This is a genomic window from Armatimonadota bacterium (assembly GCA_017993055.1).
Classification (GTDB): Bacteria; Armatimonadota; UBA5829; order DTJY01; family DTJY01; genus JAGONM01.
Genome location: JAGONM010000014.1, coordinates 64,909 through 81,977 on the forward strand (window position 1 = coordinate 64,909; position 17,069 = coordinate 81,977).

The window sequence follows — 17,069 nt, forward strand, 5'->3', positions numbered from 1 at the left end:
CATGTTCATCTGTTTCGTGGGGATCGACGGGTCCGGCAAGACGCTTCAGGCTGAGCGGCTGGTCTCGGCACTCAGAGACCGTGGGATTCTGTGCGACTACACCTGGTGCCGCTACAGTCCCCGGCTACTTGATCCGCTCAACAAGCTGGCGAAGAAGCTGATCCGCCGCAAAAAGGGGGGGTCCGAGTACACGGCCTTTACGTCCTCCAAGAAGGGCATCCTTCGAAAGCCGATCATTGGTCCGGTATGGCTGAGTTTGAGCCTGCTTGACTATCTGATGCAGGTTAGGTCGTGTTTCCGGGGCCTTCTCGGTGGCGTCAAGGTGCTCATCTGCGACCGATTCATCTACGACATGCTGGCTGATCTGGCGATCAACTTCGATCGGCGCGGTGAAGGCATCATCAAGCTGGCGCGCCATCCGCTCGTCAGGCTGTTCCCCAAGCCCGACGCGGTCTTCTTCCTCGACGTGCCGCCGGGCGTGGCGTGGGATCGGAAGAAGGATCCGAACGTCATGGATGAGCAGTACTTGGTTGATCGGGCTGAGGCGTATGCGACGCTGAGCAATGGTCTGGGGTTCATCCGTGTTGATGGGACGAGGACCGTAGAGGAGATCGCGGCAGACGTGCTGACGCGAGTGCTGTGCATGATCGGGCGGGCTGGAAGCGAGGTTTGTGGTTGTCAAGGGTAGTAATACTGGGTATGGACGGGCTCGAGCCGAGCCTGCTGGAGAAGTGGTGGGACGAACTGCCGAACTTCCGCCGCTTGCGGGACGAGGGTGCGTTCACTCGGATGGATTCCGTCTACCCGCCGGATTCCGTGCCCGCATGGGCGACCATATACACTGGCGCTACGCCCGACTACCACGGCATCCTCGACTCGGTGGACTACCTCGACACCAAGCAGAAGGCGTTCAAGTGCGACACCGGCGGCCTCACGGGCAACACCTTCTGGGACGCGGCGGGCGATCAGGGCAAGCGTGTCTGCGTGATCAACCCCTTCATGGCATATCCGGTCTGGCCTGTCAACGGCATCATGGTCAATGGCCCTGTGTTCGTCACCGGCGACATCCAGGCGCATCCCGATTCGATCCTGACCGACTGCGAAGTGCCCGAACTCGGAGGGATCGTGGATCAGCCTACGAAGAAGACCCTCGGTGCATTCGCTGAGCGCACAATGAAGCTCACGGAAGACCACCTCCGGTTCAGCAAGGAGCTTTTCGCCCGGGAGAGGTGGGACCTCTACTTCATCAACTTCCTGACGCTCGACCGGGTGCAGCACTCTTTTTGGCGCCACTGCGACCCGACCGATCCGACGTATCCGGGCAAGAACCCGCACTCCGAGGTCATCAAGGATTTCTACAGGCTGCATGACCGGATCATCGGCGAGTACCTAGATCTGATCGACGAGGATACGGTGCTCATGGTGTTCGGCGACCACGGTCACGGCATGCGCTGCACGAAGGCATTTCTCGTTAATGAGTTTCTGCGGCAGCAGGGCTTGCTCAAGTCATCGGCCTCTCGCAGCAGGCTCGACCCGAAGCGCCTGCTCGAGCGGATGAAGATGCTCGTACTCCGAACTCTTGACAGGTACGATATGCAGGACTATGTATTCAAGATCGCCAGGTTGATTCCGGGGGCCAAGTCGCTCAAGAAGTCCACGTTCGTGATAGATCAGGCCGGCAGTTCGGCTGGCGTCGCTCGCTTCTCGGGCATGAATCCCTACGGCGGGGTGGACCTGCCAAGGTCCGGGTTCGATAGCGACGAGAAGCACGAGGAGGCTGTAGAAAGGCTGATCGCTGACCTGCTGAAGGTCAGGGATCCGAAGACGGGCAAGCAGATCGTGACATGGGCGATGCGGCGGGAGGAGATGTATCGCGGACCGTATGCCTCTATCTACCCCGAAGTGATCTTCCAACTCGATTTCGAGTATGGGGTCAGCCGATCGCTCTTCGGGCCGATCGTTGACGTCAACCCGACGCACAGGAAGGTGTCCGGTGGACATATGCCCGAGGCGGCGCTGCTCATGAACCGTCCGCTGCCAGAGTATCTGGGCGGAAGCATCGTTACGATCGCGCCGGGCGTTTTGCGCCTTCTAGGCCTCGAGCCGCCCGAACATATGGAACGAAGGTGCGAGGCGTGAGAGTACTGATAGCCAACAAGTTCTACCGGCCGGTCGGTGGGCCGGAGACCATCGTTTTCGACACCGCTCGAGAGCTGGAAGCCCTCGGTCACGAGGCAATCACCTTCGCCATGGCACATCCAGACAACCGTGAGTCGCAGTACTCCGACTACTTCGTGCCGAGCATTGACTATAACACCAGGCAGTCGAAGGGCATCAAGAGACTGGCCAAGGAAGCTGCGGATATCGTCTACTCCAGGGAAGCCCGCGAGCGCATCGAAAGACTCATCGCCGACACCCGGCCGGATATTGCGCACCTCCACAACATCTACCATCAACTGTCGCCCTCGATCCTGGCAGCCCTGAAGAAGGCTGGCATTCCGACTGTTCTCACCCTTCACGACGCGAAGCTGATCTGTCCGGCGATGTTGCTCCTCACGCACGGCCGAGTGTGCGAGAGATGCCGCGGGAAGTGGTTTCACCATGCCGTGCTGCGGAAATGTGTCAAGGACTCCTATGCGAGCAGCCTGGTCTGTGCCGTCGAAGGCGCCGTTCACAGGTCACTGCGTCTGTACGAGCGCAACGTAGACCTGTTCGTTACGCCAAGCCGTTTCCTGAAAGGGCGGATGGTGCAGTACGGGCGGCTTCCGGAAGACCGAGTTGAGGTCTTGCACAACTATGCCGACACGAGGTCCATAGCCCCCGATTTCGCTCCAGGCGAGTACGGGCTCTTCATTGGCCGCATCGAAGCGCTCAAGGGAGTGCTGACTCTGCTCGAGGCCTGCGGCAGAGTCGGCGGCTTCGAGGTCAGGTTTGCCGGCAAGGGGCCTCTGCTCGAAGAGTGTCAGCGGATCGTCTCCGACGAGCATATCGAGAATGCCAGGTTCCTGGGGTTCCAGACCGGTGCGGACTTTCGCAGGCAACTTGCTGAGTCAAGGTTCGTAGTACTCCCCTCCGAGTGCCACGAGAACTGCCCGATGGTGATCCTCGAGGCGTTCTCCGCCGGGAAACCGGTCATCGCCTCGAACATGGGCGGCATCCCGGAACTCGTGGAGCACGGCGCGGACGGCCTGATCTTCGAGGCCGGCAACGCGGATGAACTTGCGTCGTGCATGAGGCGCCTCATAGACGATCCGGCGATGGCTTCCGAGATGGGCAGGCGGGGCCGCGCCAAGGTGGAGGAGCGGTTCTCGATCGAGAAGTATATGGAGTCGCTCCTCGCTATCTACGAGCGCCTGCTGGGCCGGGGACGTGGTGACGCCTGAATCTAAGTCCGGGCCGCGTCGGACGGCGCTCTCCAAGTCGGTCCGCATTCTCCCGATATGATACAATGTGCTATCTCCCTGGCCGCGCTCGGCGGGGGACGGCAAGACAACCATGAAGATCGCAATGCTCGGCACGAAGGGAATACCGGCGACGTGGGGCGGGATTGAGCGCCACGTCGAGGAGATAAGCACGCGTCTCGCGGCGAAGGGGCACGACGTCACCGTCTACTGCCGCCCCTACTACACTGAGACGAAGGATAAGCTCTACAAGGGAGTGCATCTCAAGAAGCTCCCGACCCTGGCCAGCAAGAACTTCGACGCCATCGTGCATACCTTCGTCGCGACCCTGCACCTTACGTTCGAGGACTACGACATAGTCCACTACCACGCCATCGGGCCGGGAACGCTCGCGATCCTGGCGCGTCTTGCCGGAAAGAACAGCGTGGTAACCGTTCACGGGCTCGACTGGCAGCGCGAGAAGTGGGGCAAGAAGGCCAAGCTGTTCCTGCAGTTCGGCGAGAAGGCATCCGTCTACTTCCCGTACAGCACTATAACTGTTTCGAAGTTCCTCAAGCAGTACCTAGAGGAGAAGTACCATCGCCCCGTGACATACATCCCGAGCGCCGTCACCGAACCGATCATCCGTCCGCCGGAGACCATCAGGAAGTACGGCCTCGGGGAGAGGGACTACATACTGTTCGTAGCACGGCTCGTTCCGGAGAAGGGTGCGCACTATCTGATCGAGGCTTACGAGAGGCTGAACCCCGGGATGCCGCTCGTCATCGCGGGCGGGTCGAGCCATTCGGATGAATACGTCGCCGACCTGCAGAAGCACGCGTCCGACAAGATCATATTCACCGGTTACGTCTACGGCGAAGAACTCCAGGAGTTGTACAGCAACGCCTACTGTTACGTCCATCCGTCCACGATCGAGGGTCTGCCTGTGACGCTGCTCGAAGCGGTGGCGTACGGCAACTGCGTGATCGCAAGCGACATTCCGGCGAACACCGAGGTCGTGGAGGACACCGGGGTCATTTTCGAGAGCATGAACGTGGACGATCTCTGTGAGTCGCTGAAGCTGGTTCTGGGCAACCCTGCGCTCGCCAGGGAACTCGGAGAGCGGGCGAAGGCGCACGGCGTCGCCGAGTACAACTACGACAGCGTGACCGACAAGACCGAGGCGCTGTACGGGCGTGTGCTGACGGGCGAAGCGGCCGAGTCCTGATGCCTCAGGAGACTGGGAATCCGCAGATGGGCAAAGTAACGGTAGTGATGCCGGCCTACAACGCAGCCTCAACCCTGCTTCGGACCTACGAACAGATTCCGAAGGATGTCGTGGACGAGATCCTTCTGGTTGACGACGCCAGCAACGATGAGACCGTTCGCGAGGCCGCAAATCTCGGCATCCCTACTCTCGTGCATCCCGAGAATCGGGGCTATGGGGCCAATCAGAAGACCTGCTACACCGAGGCTCTGCGGCGCGGGGCCGACATCGTCGTGATGCTGCATCCCGACTACCAGTACGACCCGACGCTGATTCCCGAGATGGTCCGCCCGATCCGTGAGGGCGAGGCTGACCTCGTCCTCGGTTCGAGACTGCTCGGAGTGGACGGGCGGCAGTACGGCATGCCCGCCTACAAGTACTTCGCCAACCGATTCCTCACTTCGGTTGAGAACCGTTCTATGGGGACTCGTCTCAGCGAGCTGCACACGGGTTACCGCGCCTACTCCCGCAAGCTTCTCACCACCATACCCTATCTCCGCAACTCCGACGACTTCGTCTTCGACTCGCAGGTGCTCTTCCAGACGGTCGCGTTCGGCTTCCGGATCGCGGAGATCAGCGTGCCGTGCCGTTATATGCCCGAGGCCTCGTCCATCAACTTCCTGCGCAGCGTCAGGTACGGCCTGTCCACGCTCGGAGTCGCCTGGCATTACACTCTCCACAAGAACGGCCGGATCAAGAGCCCTCTCTTCCGCCGTGATTTCGCATCTATGGTCGTCCTCGAGGAGAGGGAGAACCTCGTGTCGGGTCCTGACGCGGCGTCGGGTCGCGCTGCCGAATCGGAAAGCTCACATGAATAGTAGGCCGTCAGAGGAAGGAGCAGCGGCCCGGCCATCCCTGGCTCGCGCGGGGAAGCTGCTCGCGCCGTCGGACTCCGGGCTCCACCAGATGATTCGCTTCGGCATCGTCGGCGCGCTGGCGACCGTGCTCGATTACGCGGTGCTGCTGCTTCTCTATCGGTTCGCGCACTGGCCGAATGCCGCCGCCGTCGCCGGGGGATATATCGCCGGACTGGCGGTCTGCTACCTGCTCAGCATAAGCTGGGTGTTTGCCCATCGGAGCATCCGCAACCGGGGTCTCGAGTTCGCGGTCTTCGCGGCAATCGGCGTTGCGGGGCTCATTCTGACGGAGATCATATTCGAGCTGGCCATGCGATGGCTGCTCGGCCGGTGCGAGGTATCCGTCGCCCTCCATGCGTTCATCCAGTCATGGACGGACAGGGTTCTCGCGGTCATACCCGTGTTCGCCTCGAATGGCTTTCAGATCACCATCAACGCCGCCCGCATCATCGCCGCCAAGTCGGTCGCCATAGTCATCGTCTTCTTCTTCAACTTCTGGGCGCGCAGAACCGCCCTCTTCACCCGCCGGTGAATCAGCCTGCTCGGTCATGAAGTTACCGACAAATGGCATTGTGTTGTTACACAGTATGTGGTACAATGCCAACATAGGTATTTTGCGTCCAGGGACGACGCTCAGTATCCTGCGGCTGCTGGAGCTATGACTGCCGTCCGGTCTCAGAACATCTCCGCACGGAATCAGGTCGCGGCTGCCGATGATTTGCGTAGAACCGCTTCAGGACGAGTTTGCGGTCACGCGTGAACGGAGGAGTCCCTTCCGATGGCCGGAGTCTTCGAGAAGGCCGGTAGCCGTCAGTTTGCCCGTCTTCTTGCGCTCGTCTTCTGCATTCTTGCGCTCGCCTCTCCCTGTCGTTCGCAGCGGGTGCTCGTCGTGACGACCGAGCAGCCCTCTCCGGTTGCGGTCGCCTCCGACAACGGGCAGTTCGTTGTTACCGATCTGATCGGGGCCGGTCTGCCGTTCGACGTCGTCGGCTACAGCCGTTTCGTGACCATGCCTCTCGCCGGCCACGATGTCATCTTCCTGAACGGGCACACCTCGCCGGTCCCGGTCTCCGAAGTGGCGGCGAGATGCCAGGCGGCGGTCGGGGAGGGTCGCAAGGTCTTCATTACCGGGCAGTCGCCTTTCAAACGGTGGAGCCCGAGCGGTACTCTGCTCGAGTACGTCAACTACTCATACTCCCTGTTCGGCGTATCCAACGGGGGCTACCGCCTGCTGACGGGGTCTCCGATTCTGCCGGAAGGCTTGGTGAAGGATTCGGTTGTCACCAGTGTTATTCTCAGCGGCTACTTCAACACCTATGACTTTGAGATGGCGCCGCCGGTCACGGTTACTGTGCAGGGCAAAACCGTAGGTTTTCTCTGCGATCGAGGCGGCGCGATAGACGGGACTGCTCACAACCTGCTCAGCACGCTCGACGCCGGGAGAGTCGTCATGTACCTGAGATACGCCGACCCCACGGTGATCGGCTTCGCCAACGACAGGACCGACGGGAAACCGATCGCATCATTCGAAGTGCATTGTGACACCACGAACAACCTGGCTGCAATAGACGGCGTCAGCGCGCTTTCCCGCGACTTCGGCGTTCCGCTGGTGAACCTTCTCGTCTACGATAGGCTGAACGCCTGTTCGATAGCGAAGTGGAACGGACTCGACAACCCTCTGATGACCATCGGTTCCCACTCGAGGACCCACCCCTCATCCTGGCCGATTGTCGAAGACGTGCTCCACGAGACCAGCGAAGCCCTGGCGGACCAGAATGCCGTCGTTCCCGCCACGGGGGGTTACTTCAACTTCTCGGGCGACATGGATCCGACCCCGGCTCAGATTGCGCTGATTCGGAATGCGGGTGTGCTGTTCGGGGCGGCAGGCAGTGATGCCAGGCAATACAGGCTTTCCACGGGTCAGTATGTGGACCTTCAGCGAATGCCCACTCGCAGGGTGTGGCTCTTCAACCTGGCCCAGACCGCAAGCACGTCCTACTACCCATCGCAGACGCTAGACAGCGACTGGCTCGTGTGGAAGAAAGGCAGGAACTTTGCATCCGAGATCAAGGCCCAGTTCATGCAGAACGTCAAGTATGGACTCTACTCCTACGGCTACATCCATGACTACATGTTCAATCCCGACGGCAACTACTATACGAGCGGCATCCACATGTCCGCTCAGATTCGTTCGGCGATAGAGTACCTGTCCGGCCAGAACGTGGCGTTCATGCCTGCTGACCAACTGGTCGCCAGGCTCCAGGACTACCTTGCCGGTTCTATCACCTGCACTCCGAGCCCTGATGGAGCAGTCACGGTAGTTGTGAACAGGCCTTGCGCGCTCGCGAATGAGGTCAAGATTGGACTGAAGGACGGCCGGGTGCCGGTGGCCTCGGGGCCCTCCGTAATATCCCAGAGACTGACTGGTTTGGGCTTGTACGTCGCGCTCCAGCCGGAGGTGACAAGCAGTTTTCGGGTGGAGTGGGCTGCCGAGGCGCCGGCGCCTCCCGAGTTCGTCCAACTGGACAGCTTCGTCTCCAACTCGTCAATGGTCCGGTGGACTGCTCCGCTGGGCGGCATGCCCGTGCAGGAGTTCAAGTACGCCGTGGGTAGTTCCCCCGCTTCGGCGGATCTGGAGGACTGGACCTCAACCGGTCTGCAAGACCACACGGTGCTTGCCCGAGCCCGTCTGACTCATGGGGGATCGTGCTACGTGTCGGTCAAGGACCTGGACGTGCGCGGCAGGTGGAGCGACCCTACGGTCTCGCCGTGCCTGACAATTGATCTGACGCCTCCTTCTCGCAGCCCGCTGGTCACGGACGATGGTCTGCAGCAAGTCGAGACCGACTACTTACACGCCCTGTGGACGGCCGAGGATCCGGAGTCGGGCATAGACAGGTATCAGTACGCGGTCGGCAGCAGTCCGGGCTCAAACGACGTCACGGATTGGACCTTCACTCGCGAAACGGAGATCGCCGTTGGCAATCTCAATCTTGTGCCCGGTCGAGTCTACTACGTCTCGGTGCGTGCCAGGAACGGGGCTAGTCTCTGGAGCCCCGTCGGCAGTTCGGACGGCATCCTCGTGTTGCCCGATCCCTGCAAGCTTGGCGTGGCAAAGCGATGCGCCGACGGAATCACGGTCAGCATCGAGCCGGTGGTGGTGACGGCCGCATTCCCGGGGAAATTCTACGTGGAGAGCCTCGACCGTTCCTCTGGCATTGAGGTCGTCTCATCAGACGCGGTCGAGGAAGGTCGCCTTGTTGCGGTCAGGGGTTGCATGGGTCGAGCCGATGGCGTGAGAGTCATCTCCGCCTCATCCGTCGATCCTATTGGCTGGGGTTCGGTGAGGCCCGTGTGTATGCTTGCGCGTTCCGTCGGCGGGACTCCCGACACAGTGTTGCCGGGTCCTTACAGTGGGACCGGCCTGAACAACGTCGGCCTTCTGGTAATGATCTCCGGACGCGTCACCGAGATCGGTCCGGACCACGTGTGTATCAGTGATGCATCACTGGGTGCTCGCGAGGTCGGTCCGAGGCATGTCAAGGTCATTGTCGCGCCGCCTTCAGATCTCTCGACAGGGCAGATCGTTCGAGCAACCGGCGTCTGCGGCCTCGAGACCGCAGACTCTGGCTCTGGCCCTGCGATCTTCACCCGGAGGGCCGACGACCTCAAGAAGATCGTTCGCTGACGCTGCTTTCCTCCCTCTCATTCCGTCGCGCCGTCTGCAGATGTGCTTTCCCTGCTCCGATAATGGAGACTGGAGGCTGGCCGGTCGTGAGAACCGGATGGCCAGCGCCTCATGGGAGGCACATCGAAGAAATGGGCATCTCCATTCTGACGGTATGTACCGTCATACTCGCGGCTCTCGGGTTCGCGGCCCTGGGACTCCTGCTCGTGACCGCCGCGGTGAACTGCCGCGCCGAGGACGAGCACTGGGACCGTTTCTGGACGGAGACCCCGACGGCATGCCTCGGCTCATCGGGGTCCGCGGAGGTCGAGGGTGTTGAGATTCCCTTCGAACTGCGGCTGGCTGCCTGACGGTTGGAACGACCGGTGACCGATGGCACGAGCAGCCGTCCTGAGAGCCGCGTTGGTCGTCGCCGCCCGGATCGTATTCCTCCTGGCTCTCGTCCAGCAGATCGGCCCCGCCACGCGCTGGTAGGCGGGTCGGTCAAGGTGATTGCCGGCGCGGCCATCTTCACGCCGATGGAGATGGCCGTTCTTGTTGTCCGGGAAGGTCGCATTGTCGAGAGTCGGATGCGCTCTCGTTCACCCTCGTCAGCCGCGCTTTGTGATATAATCTGCACGTTGAGGCTCACTTTTGGGGACAGGCATGCCCGATTCGTCCGCGAGAAAGCGCATAGAAGAAGTCACCGCGATCTACGAGATCAGCCAGGCGATCGGCAACACACAGATAGACGACCTGCTGAGGCTGATCACCGAGAAGGCGGCTGCCGTCATGGACGCGCAGGCCTGCTCGCTGATGCTCAAGGATCCGCATCGCGACGAGATGGTTATCAAGGCGAGTTTCGGGCTCTCCGTCGAGATCGTCGAGGAGACTCGAGTCGCCTACGGAGAGGGCATCGCTGGCCGGGTCGCGCAGTCCGGCGAGCCGATGCTCCTCACGAACCTGCGGGACGATCCCCGTTTCGCCGGAGCCGAGATCACTCCCCGCCCCGACATCGTGTCTTCCATCTGCGTCCCTCTCAAGGATGAGGAGGGGGGTGTCAACGGAGTCCTCAGCATCCGCCGCATCTCGCCCGCCTCCGAGTTCACAGGCGACGACGTCAAGCTGTTCAGCGTGTTCGCGAGCCAAGCCGCTCTTGCGATATCGAACGCCCGTCTCTACCAGAGCCTCAAGGATCGCGTGCAGGAACTCTCGAGCCTGTACGAGATGAGCAACGATCTCAGCAATGCCTACAGCCTGGAGAATGCGGTCGGCACCCTGGTCCGTCTCGCGGCTCAGGTTACCGGCGATGTCTCTTCCATGCTCCTGCTGATGGATGGCCGTTCGGACTCCGCGGTTCGCGTGTGGTCCTCGTCGTCCGTGCCGGCCAGACTGCGCAGATCAGTGCCCGGCATGATCAATGATGAGGCGATCGCGTGGCTTCACCGGCACAGGGAGCCGCGCAGCCTGGTTGCAGGCGCGGGCGGGCGATGGCCGGAGTCGCTCAGGCCGCTCGCGGATGCGCTCGGCAAGTCGTTCTCGCGCATCAATCTCGTGCCGCTGGTGGCCGAGGATGCCGTGATCGGAGTCCTCATGCTCGGCAGCAACGGCCGCCCGCCGGAGAAGCGGCGGATTCGCCTGCTCTCGATCGTGGCTTCCCAGGCGGCAAGCATCATCAAGAACGCCAGCAGGTACGAGGAGCAGATCGAGCAGAAGTCGCTGGAGCTCTCCGCGCTCTATCAGCTCTCCGAGCGGATATCCACCGCGGGCAGCCCGAAGGAAGCCTTCGATTCGATTCTAGACATCGTGCGCGGCATCGTCTGGTACGACGAGAGCTTCATCTACACGGTGGACTACGATCGTTCCCTTCTTGTCGAGCAGGCCTGCCGAAGCGTGGAAACGCCCGAATGTCCGGCCGAGGGGATTCCCCTCGACGGCGACAGCGTCGGCAGTTGGGCGATTCGAGAGCGGAAGGCTCTCGTGTCGCGCGACGTTCGGAGAGACCCAAGGTTCCGCTCACTCGAGAGTATGCGGGGCAGGGCGGTCCGTTCGCTCATGGCCATCCCTTTGATAGTCCAGGATGAGGTGGTAGGGGTGCTGAGTGTGCACAGCTACGCGCCCAATGCCTACACTGAGGAGAACGTCAAGATTCTTTCGGTGATCGCGTCGCAGGCGGCCGCGCTGTACAAAGAACTCGAAGCTCTCGCCGCACTCGCCAGCTACACGGACAACATTCTGCGCAGCATCGCGGCCGGCGTGTTGACCCTCGACCGCGAGGGCCGGGTGCTGACCTGGAACAAGGCCGCCGAGGACATCACATCCATATATGCGTCTGACGTCACCGGCCTGCATTTCTCGGACGTCGTGGAGAAGCTGGACATCTCTCCGGCCGACAGGGCGCGTACCGCCGATGCCGTCCGCCGGGTCCTGGATAGCGGGCAGAAATATCTCGGCTACAAGCTGGAGTACCACGGCCTCGACGGCAACGTCGCGTATATCAACATGAACATCGCCCAGCTCCGCGATCACGTCGGCGAGATGCTCGGGGTCGTCATCATATTCGAGGACGTCACGCGCGAGATCAGCATGGAGAACGAGATGCGCCGCATCTCGGAGCTGGCGGCGATCGGGCAGCTCGCGGCCAGCATCGCCCACGAACTGCGCAACCCGCTGAGTTCGATAAAGGGCGCAGCGCAGTACATACGCAATGAGTATGAGGACCACGCCACGATGTGCGAGTTCCTCGATATCATCATCGAGGAAGTGAACGTGCTGAACAGGATCGCCACCGAGTTCCTCGACTTCGCGCGGCCGACGAGGTTCAACCTCAGAGAAACCGACGTGAACGACGTGCTCTTCAGACTCCTTCAGTTCATGCAGATGGACATAAGCAAGTCCCGGGTCGAAGTCGAGCAGAATCTCGCATACGATGTGCCGAGGGTGGTCGCGGACGACAAGCAGATCGAGCAGGTCTTTCGCAACATCATCCTCAATGCCATTCAGGCGATGCCCGAAGGAGGCCGACTCTCGGTTGTCACGTCTGCCGAGCCGGACGGGGTGCAGATCGCCGTTTCAGATACGGGCATCGGCATCGCGGAAGAGCATCAGCCGCAGATATTCGTGCCCTTCTTCACCACTCGTACCAAGGGTACCGGCCTCGGTCTGGCGATCGTCAACAAGATAGTCGAGAACCACGGCGGACGGATCGGAGTCCAGAGCCGGGTAGGAGAGGGAACAACCTTCCGCATATTCCTGCCTCTGTGCGGCGACAGGGCTCGAGCCGCTCTCGAGCAGGCCGAGAGTGCCGTCCAGATGGGCGAAGAAGAGTACGCGAGACGCGGGCAGAGGCCCACGGATGGCTAGTGAAAGGGTGTGTCATGGACGAAAAGAAATCCCTGCTGATAGTTGACGATGAACCGAATATCCGGCGTGTGCTGGAGGCCGTCTTCACCAAAGACGGCTATCAGGTTCGAACCGCCGAGAACGGGCGCAAGGCCCTCGACATCGTGGCGACCGAGCCGGGCCTCAACGTCGTCATCTGCGACCTGATTATGCCCGACATGAACGGCGTCGAGGTGCTCGAGGCGGCGAAGGAGATCAACCCGAGGCTCTCGTTGGTCATGATCACCGCCCACGGCACCATAAAGACCGCCGTTGACGCCATGAAACTCGGCGCGTTCGACTACATCACCAAACCGTTCGACATGGACGAGATCAAGCTGGTCGTCAAGAACGCGCTGGAGAGGAGCCGGCTTCTCGAAGAGAACGTCGAACTCAGGCAGGAACTCAAGTCGCGGTACAAGTTCGACAACATCGTCGGTAGCAGTGGCAAGATGCAGGAGGTCTACAGGATCATCGAGCGGGTCGCCGCCAGCAACGCTACCGTGCTAATCCGCGGAGAGAGCGGGACCGGCAAGGAACTGATCGCCCGCGCCATACACTATAACAGCCCGCGTGCGCAGAAGCCGTTCATAGCAGTTTCATGCGCGGCCCTGCCCGAGACCCTCCTCGAGAGCGAGCTGTTCGGCCACGAGAAAGGCTCGTTCACCGGCGCGACGGGCCAGAAGATCGGCCGGTTCGAGCTTGCCACTCAGGGCACGCTCTTTCTCGACGAGATTCCCGAGGTTTCGCCCGGCGTGCAGGTAAAGCTTCTCCGCGCGCTTCAGGAACGCGAGTTCGAGCGTGTCGGAGGCACGAAGACCGTCAAGGTAGATGTCCGGCTGATTGCGGCCACGAACCGCGATCTCGAGCAACTCGTCGCGGACGGGGTCTTTCGCGCTGATCTGTACTACCGCCTGCAGGTGATCCAGGTCTTCCTGCCGTCCCTCAGGGAGCGCATGGAGGACATCGCGCCGCTGGTCGAGCACTTCATCCAGAAGTTCAACAAGGAGAACGGCAAGGCCGTGAAGTTCCTCAGCCCCGAGGCGATGGATCTGGTCATGAAGTACGAGTGGCCGGGGAATATCCGCGAGCTTGAGAATGCGATAGAGCGATGCGTAGTCCTAGCCGACCCCGCGTCCGACCTGGTGACGCCGGATCTGCTCCCGTTCGCGGTTCAGGCCGCCGGCGAGAGGTCCTGACGACCGAAGCATTCTCGGATCACGGGCGGCGCCGTCCTCTATGTTCGAGTCCCCCGTCAGGGCATCAGGACTGGCCAAAAAAAAGTGCCCAGTTTGTCGCCAATGCCCTCAATGGCACGGTTTATGCAATAACAAGAGGTGACAGCAACGCGAGGATACGTCCGAAGCATTTGTGAACGGGCGATGATTGATGTCCCGGCTGGATTTCCCTTCAGCCCGGATGACGTGCTGTTGGAGGCTTGGGGAAATGATCAACAAACGTAGAATACTCGTCGCGGACGATGAGACCAATCTGTGCCGCATACTGGAAGCCGAACTCCGCAAGGCCGGCTACGAAGTCACCGCGGTGCACGATGGTTCTGAAGCGGTCGAAGCAGTCAAGAACAGCGAGTTCGACCTTGTCATCATGGACGTCAAGATGCCCGTGATGGACGGTATCAGTGCGCTTCAGCATATCCGACGCGATGGAAAAGACATGCCCATCATCATCATGACGGCCTACGAGAGCCACGACACCATGGCCAGCGCGCTCTCCGTGGGCGCCACCGCCTGCGTCAACAAGCCGTTCGATCTGCACAGCCTCGCGGCTCTGGTCAAGGCAACTCTCGATGATGGGATCGGCCAGAAGGCGTTCAACTGGTCCGGCTCCGTGCGCACGGTTCTGTTCAACCAGAACCAGCCGCTCGTCCTCGAGATTCACGACGGCGAGTGCGTCGGTCAGTACCACAGCCGTATCGCGGAGAAGGACGACCGCACGCTTACTATTACCTGCCCCTCGGGGATATCCGGTGGGGCATGCCTCAAACCGGGGTCGGCGGTCTCCATCGGGTTCGCCGGCGAGGACGCGTTCTACAGCTTCGAGACGTCGGTGCTCGCGGTTAGAGACGTCTTCGAGGCGATGATTGTCGTCGGCAAGCCTGCCGTCATCTACCGCGTGCAGCGCAGGAAGCATCCCCGCATGCCGGCACGCATTGCGGTGGATATGGCCCTCGTCGAGAAGAATCCTCATTCCGAAGTGCCGAGTGTCGGTCCCGTCTGCAGGGTCCTCACCCAGGACATCGGCGCCGGGGGTCTCAAGATCATCACGGAACAGCGATTCCAGACCGGAGCGACGGTGAAGATCCAGGCGTCCGGCATCCCGGGCCTCGATGAGTTCTCCGGAACCGGCAGGATCACGCGTGCCATACTCGTATCCAGCAACGGTCACGAGGACTGGGAGTACGGCGTGCAGTTCACCAAGGTGGACGACGAGCAGCGCCACACCCTTGCCCGCGCGGTTGAGGCCGGCGCGATTGCCTGATATACCGTCCGACTTACCTCCTTCATCGAGCCCCGCGCTTCACTCGAGGCGCGGGGCTCTCATACGAGTAGGCCGCAGACTGCAGACCGACTGCCCCGGAGCTGTCCAGCTTCCGGTCTATCCCCGATTGACTTGCATCTGCCCCGATGCTATACTCGAACCGACGGCACGATCTGTAGGGAGGCATTCTCATGGAGTGCGGCAAGTGCGGAACCGAAATCCCGCCCGGATCGAGATTCTGTCCGGGTTGTGGCGCTCCTGCGTCGCGCGAGGTCTTCCAGACGACAGGCGCCCAGCCTGCCGCAACGGACAAAAAGAAGGTCGCGTTGGTCGCCGCTGCGGTCGGATTGTGCGTAGCCGCCGTGATCGCCGCCTTCCTCTTGAGGGGCCCCCGCGTCACCGATCAGGGGCCGACCTCAGCCCCGATCCAGCCTCCGGTTCTGAATACGGAAACCGCCCCCCCGGCCAGACAGCCGGGAGTCCTGCAGTCGCCGACGACCGAGGCCAAACAGCCCGAGAAGAAGGAAGTCCCCGAAGAGGTCGTCAAGTACCTGGAGCACCTCAAGAAGGTGGAGCAGTACCGCCAGACCGTCTACTCTAAGGAACTCCAGTCCGTTATGGCCGATGCTTCCGACGCAATAATGAAGGCGCTTCCCTTTGACTGGGACGAGGACGGCGCGAAGAGCCCGACGGACAACCTGGCGAAGAAGTCCATGGATTTCACCCGCGAGTGGCAGCAGGTTTCGGCCTACTTCCTGCAGATGCCTGCGCCGCCCGACTGCGGGCCGCTCGGTCAGAAGTACTACGAGTCGCTCAGTACGTTCATCGTATTCATGGGCAAGTTCCAGGCGGCCGTCAGCAAGAACGACATCGCGGGACTGAACTCCGTCAAAGCCGACGCGGGCACGTTGGACAAGAAGTTCACTGCGGCGGACGCGGAGTTGGCGAAGGTCTGTGACAAGTTCGGGCTGGAGAAGACCTTCAGCATCCGCGGCGATGCCGGTCAGACGCCGGTCTTCGGGTTCTAGCACATGCGCGTACTCATCACCGGTGGGGCCGGTATGCTCGGTCGTGACCTCCAGGAGGCGCTCTCAGGCCATGATGTGGTCCCGACCGATGTGACCGCAGGACTCCGCGCCCTCGATATCACCGATGCCCTTCAAGCGTCCGCGGTCATCTCGGACGTCAGGCCGCAGGTCGTTATCCATGCCGCGGCGTACACCGACGTTGACGGCTGCCAGCGCGATCCCGAAACCGCCTTCCGCGTCAATGCCGACGGCACGCGAAACATCGCAGAGGCCTGCTCGGCGAACGATGCGGGACTCGTCTACATCAGCACCGACTTCGTTTTCGACGGCGAGAAGGGCGAGCCGTACGACGAATCGGACGTCCCGAACCCGCTAGGTCACTACGGCGCTTCCAAACTCGAGGGCGAGGCGCGGGTGCGCGAGTTCTGCCCTGAGCACCTGATCGTCCGCACCGCCTGGCTGTACGGCGTGCACGGCAAGAGCTTCCCTCGCACGATGATCAACCTCGCGCAGACGCGCCGCGAGATCAAAGTCGTGGCTGACCAGATCGGCTCACCGACCTTCACTGTGGATCTCGCCCGCAAGATACGCCAGATGGTTGACCTCTCCCTCAGAGGCACCTGCCACGTCACCAACAAGGGGTCGTGCTCCTGGCACGAGTTCGCGGTGGCCACACTTGCCCTCGCCGGGATCACCGATGTCGAGGTGAAGCCGATCGAATCCGGCGAGTGGCCTGGCCCGACCCGACGCCCGAAGAACTCCGTGCTGAGCCACGGGATGCTGAAGGCTCAAGGGCTCGACGATCTGCGCTCCTGGGATGACGCGCTGGCCGACTTCGTCTCGTGCCTCGACTCCTGAGCGCCCATGCCTAGTGGCGTAAGCTTTGAGTGTGTAGATTTGCGAAGATGCTCCCCGTTTCGTAGACTTGATTTGGTCACGAATCAAGCGAGCGAAACGGAGGAGCATCGATGAGCAGTATAACCCTAAGAG

At 61.4% G+C, this 17,069-nt stretch carries 13 protein-coding genes; all 13 read left to right on the forward strand.

All coding sequences use genetic code 11. The features are described 5' to 3' along the window. Window position 1 precedes the first annotated feature (1 nt). The 13 genes from KBC96_07375 (at window position 2) to rfbD (ending at window position 16,937) form a co-directional block, all read left to right on the forward strand. The gene (locus KBC96_07375) at window positions 2–688 is read left to right on the forward strand and encodes a hypothetical protein (protein MBP6964208.1); all 687 of its coding nucleotides are present in this window, start codon (window positions 2–4) and stop codon (window positions 686–688) included. Further along, a complete protein-coding gene (locus KBC96_07380) occupies window positions 676–2,139 on the forward strand; it encodes an alkaline phosphatase family protein (protein ID MBP6964209.1) in 1,464 nt (487 codons plus the stop codon). Before KBC96_07375 ends, KBC96_07380 begins: the two co-directional genes overlap by 13 nt. Continuing rightward, complete coding sequence (locus KBC96_07385; GenBank protein MBP6964210.1) at window positions 2,136–3,383, forward strand: glycosyltransferase family 4 protein; 1,248 nt, start codon at window positions 2,136–2,138, stop codon at window positions 3,381–3,383. The genes KBC96_07380 and KBC96_07385 overlap by 4 nt, the downstream gene beginning before the upstream one ends. 112 nt (window positions 3,384–3,495) lie before the next feature. Beyond that, window positions 3,496–4,608 carry a glycosyltransferase family 4 protein gene (locus tag KBC96_07390; protein ID MBP6964211.1) on the forward strand — a complete coding sequence of 371 codons (1,113 nt, stop codon included), beginning with the start codon at window positions 3,496–3,498 and terminating at the stop codon, window positions 4,606–4,608. A 47-nt stretch (window positions 4,609–4,655) separates the two neighbouring features. Next, window positions 4,656–5,465, forward strand: coding sequence for a glycosyltransferase family 2 protein (locus KBC96_07395; protein ID MBP6964212.1), 810 nt, complete (start codon window positions 4,656–4,658; stop codon window positions 5,463–5,465). Next, window positions 5,458–6,036 carry a GtrA family protein gene (locus KBC96_07400; GenBank protein ID MBP6964213.1) on the forward strand — a complete coding sequence of 193 codons (579 nt, stop codon included), beginning with the start codon at window positions 5,458–5,460 and terminating at the stop codon, window positions 6,034–6,036. The genes KBC96_07395 and KBC96_07400 overlap by 8 nt, the downstream gene beginning before the upstream one ends. 246 nt (window positions 6,037–6,282) lie before the next feature. Continuing rightward, window positions 6,283–9,192 (forward strand): hypothetical protein, encoded by a 2,910-nt coding sequence (locus KBC96_07405; protein MBP6964214.1) that lies wholly within the window; start codon window positions 6,283–6,285, stop codon window positions 9,190–9,192. Between the two features lie 131 nt (window positions 9,193–9,323). Then, the gene (locus KBC96_07410; protein MBP6964215.1) at window positions 9,324–9,542 is read left to right on the forward strand and encodes a hypothetical protein; all 219 of its coding nucleotides are present in this window, start codon (window positions 9,324–9,326) and stop codon (window positions 9,540–9,542) included. 295 nt (window positions 9,543–9,837) lie between these two features. Then, complete coding sequence (locus KBC96_07415; protein MBP6964216.1) at window positions 9,838–12,534, forward strand: GAF domain-containing protein; 2,697 nt, start codon at window positions 9,838–9,840, stop codon at window positions 12,532–12,534. Between the two features lie 14 nt (window positions 12,535–12,548). Continuing rightward, window positions 12,549–13,751, forward strand: coding sequence for a sigma-54-dependent Fis family transcriptional regulator (locus KBC96_07420; GenBank protein ID MBP6964217.1), 1,203 nt, complete (start codon window positions 12,549–12,551; stop codon window positions 13,749–13,751). Between the two features lie 247 nt (window positions 13,752–13,998). Continuing rightward, window positions 13,999–15,051, forward strand: a complete 1,053-nt coding sequence (locus tag KBC96_07425; protein MBP6964218.1) for a response regulator — start codon at window positions 13,999–14,001, stop codon at window positions 15,049–15,051. A 191-nt stretch (window positions 15,052–15,242) separates the two neighbouring features. Continuing rightward, window positions 15,243–16,079 (forward strand): zinc ribbon domain-containing protein, encoded by an 837-nt coding sequence (locus KBC96_07430; protein ID MBP6964219.1) that lies wholly within the window; start codon window positions 15,243–15,245, stop codon window positions 16,077–16,079. 3 nt (window positions 16,080–16,082) lie between these two features. After that, window positions 16,083–16,937: a dTDP-4-dehydrorhamnose reductase gene (gene rfbD / locus KBC96_07435; GenBank protein ID MBP6964220.1), complete on the forward strand. Its 855-nt coding sequence runs from the start codon at window positions 16,083–16,085 to the stop codon at window positions 16,935–16,937. Window positions 16,938–17,069: the final 132 nt, after the last annotated feature.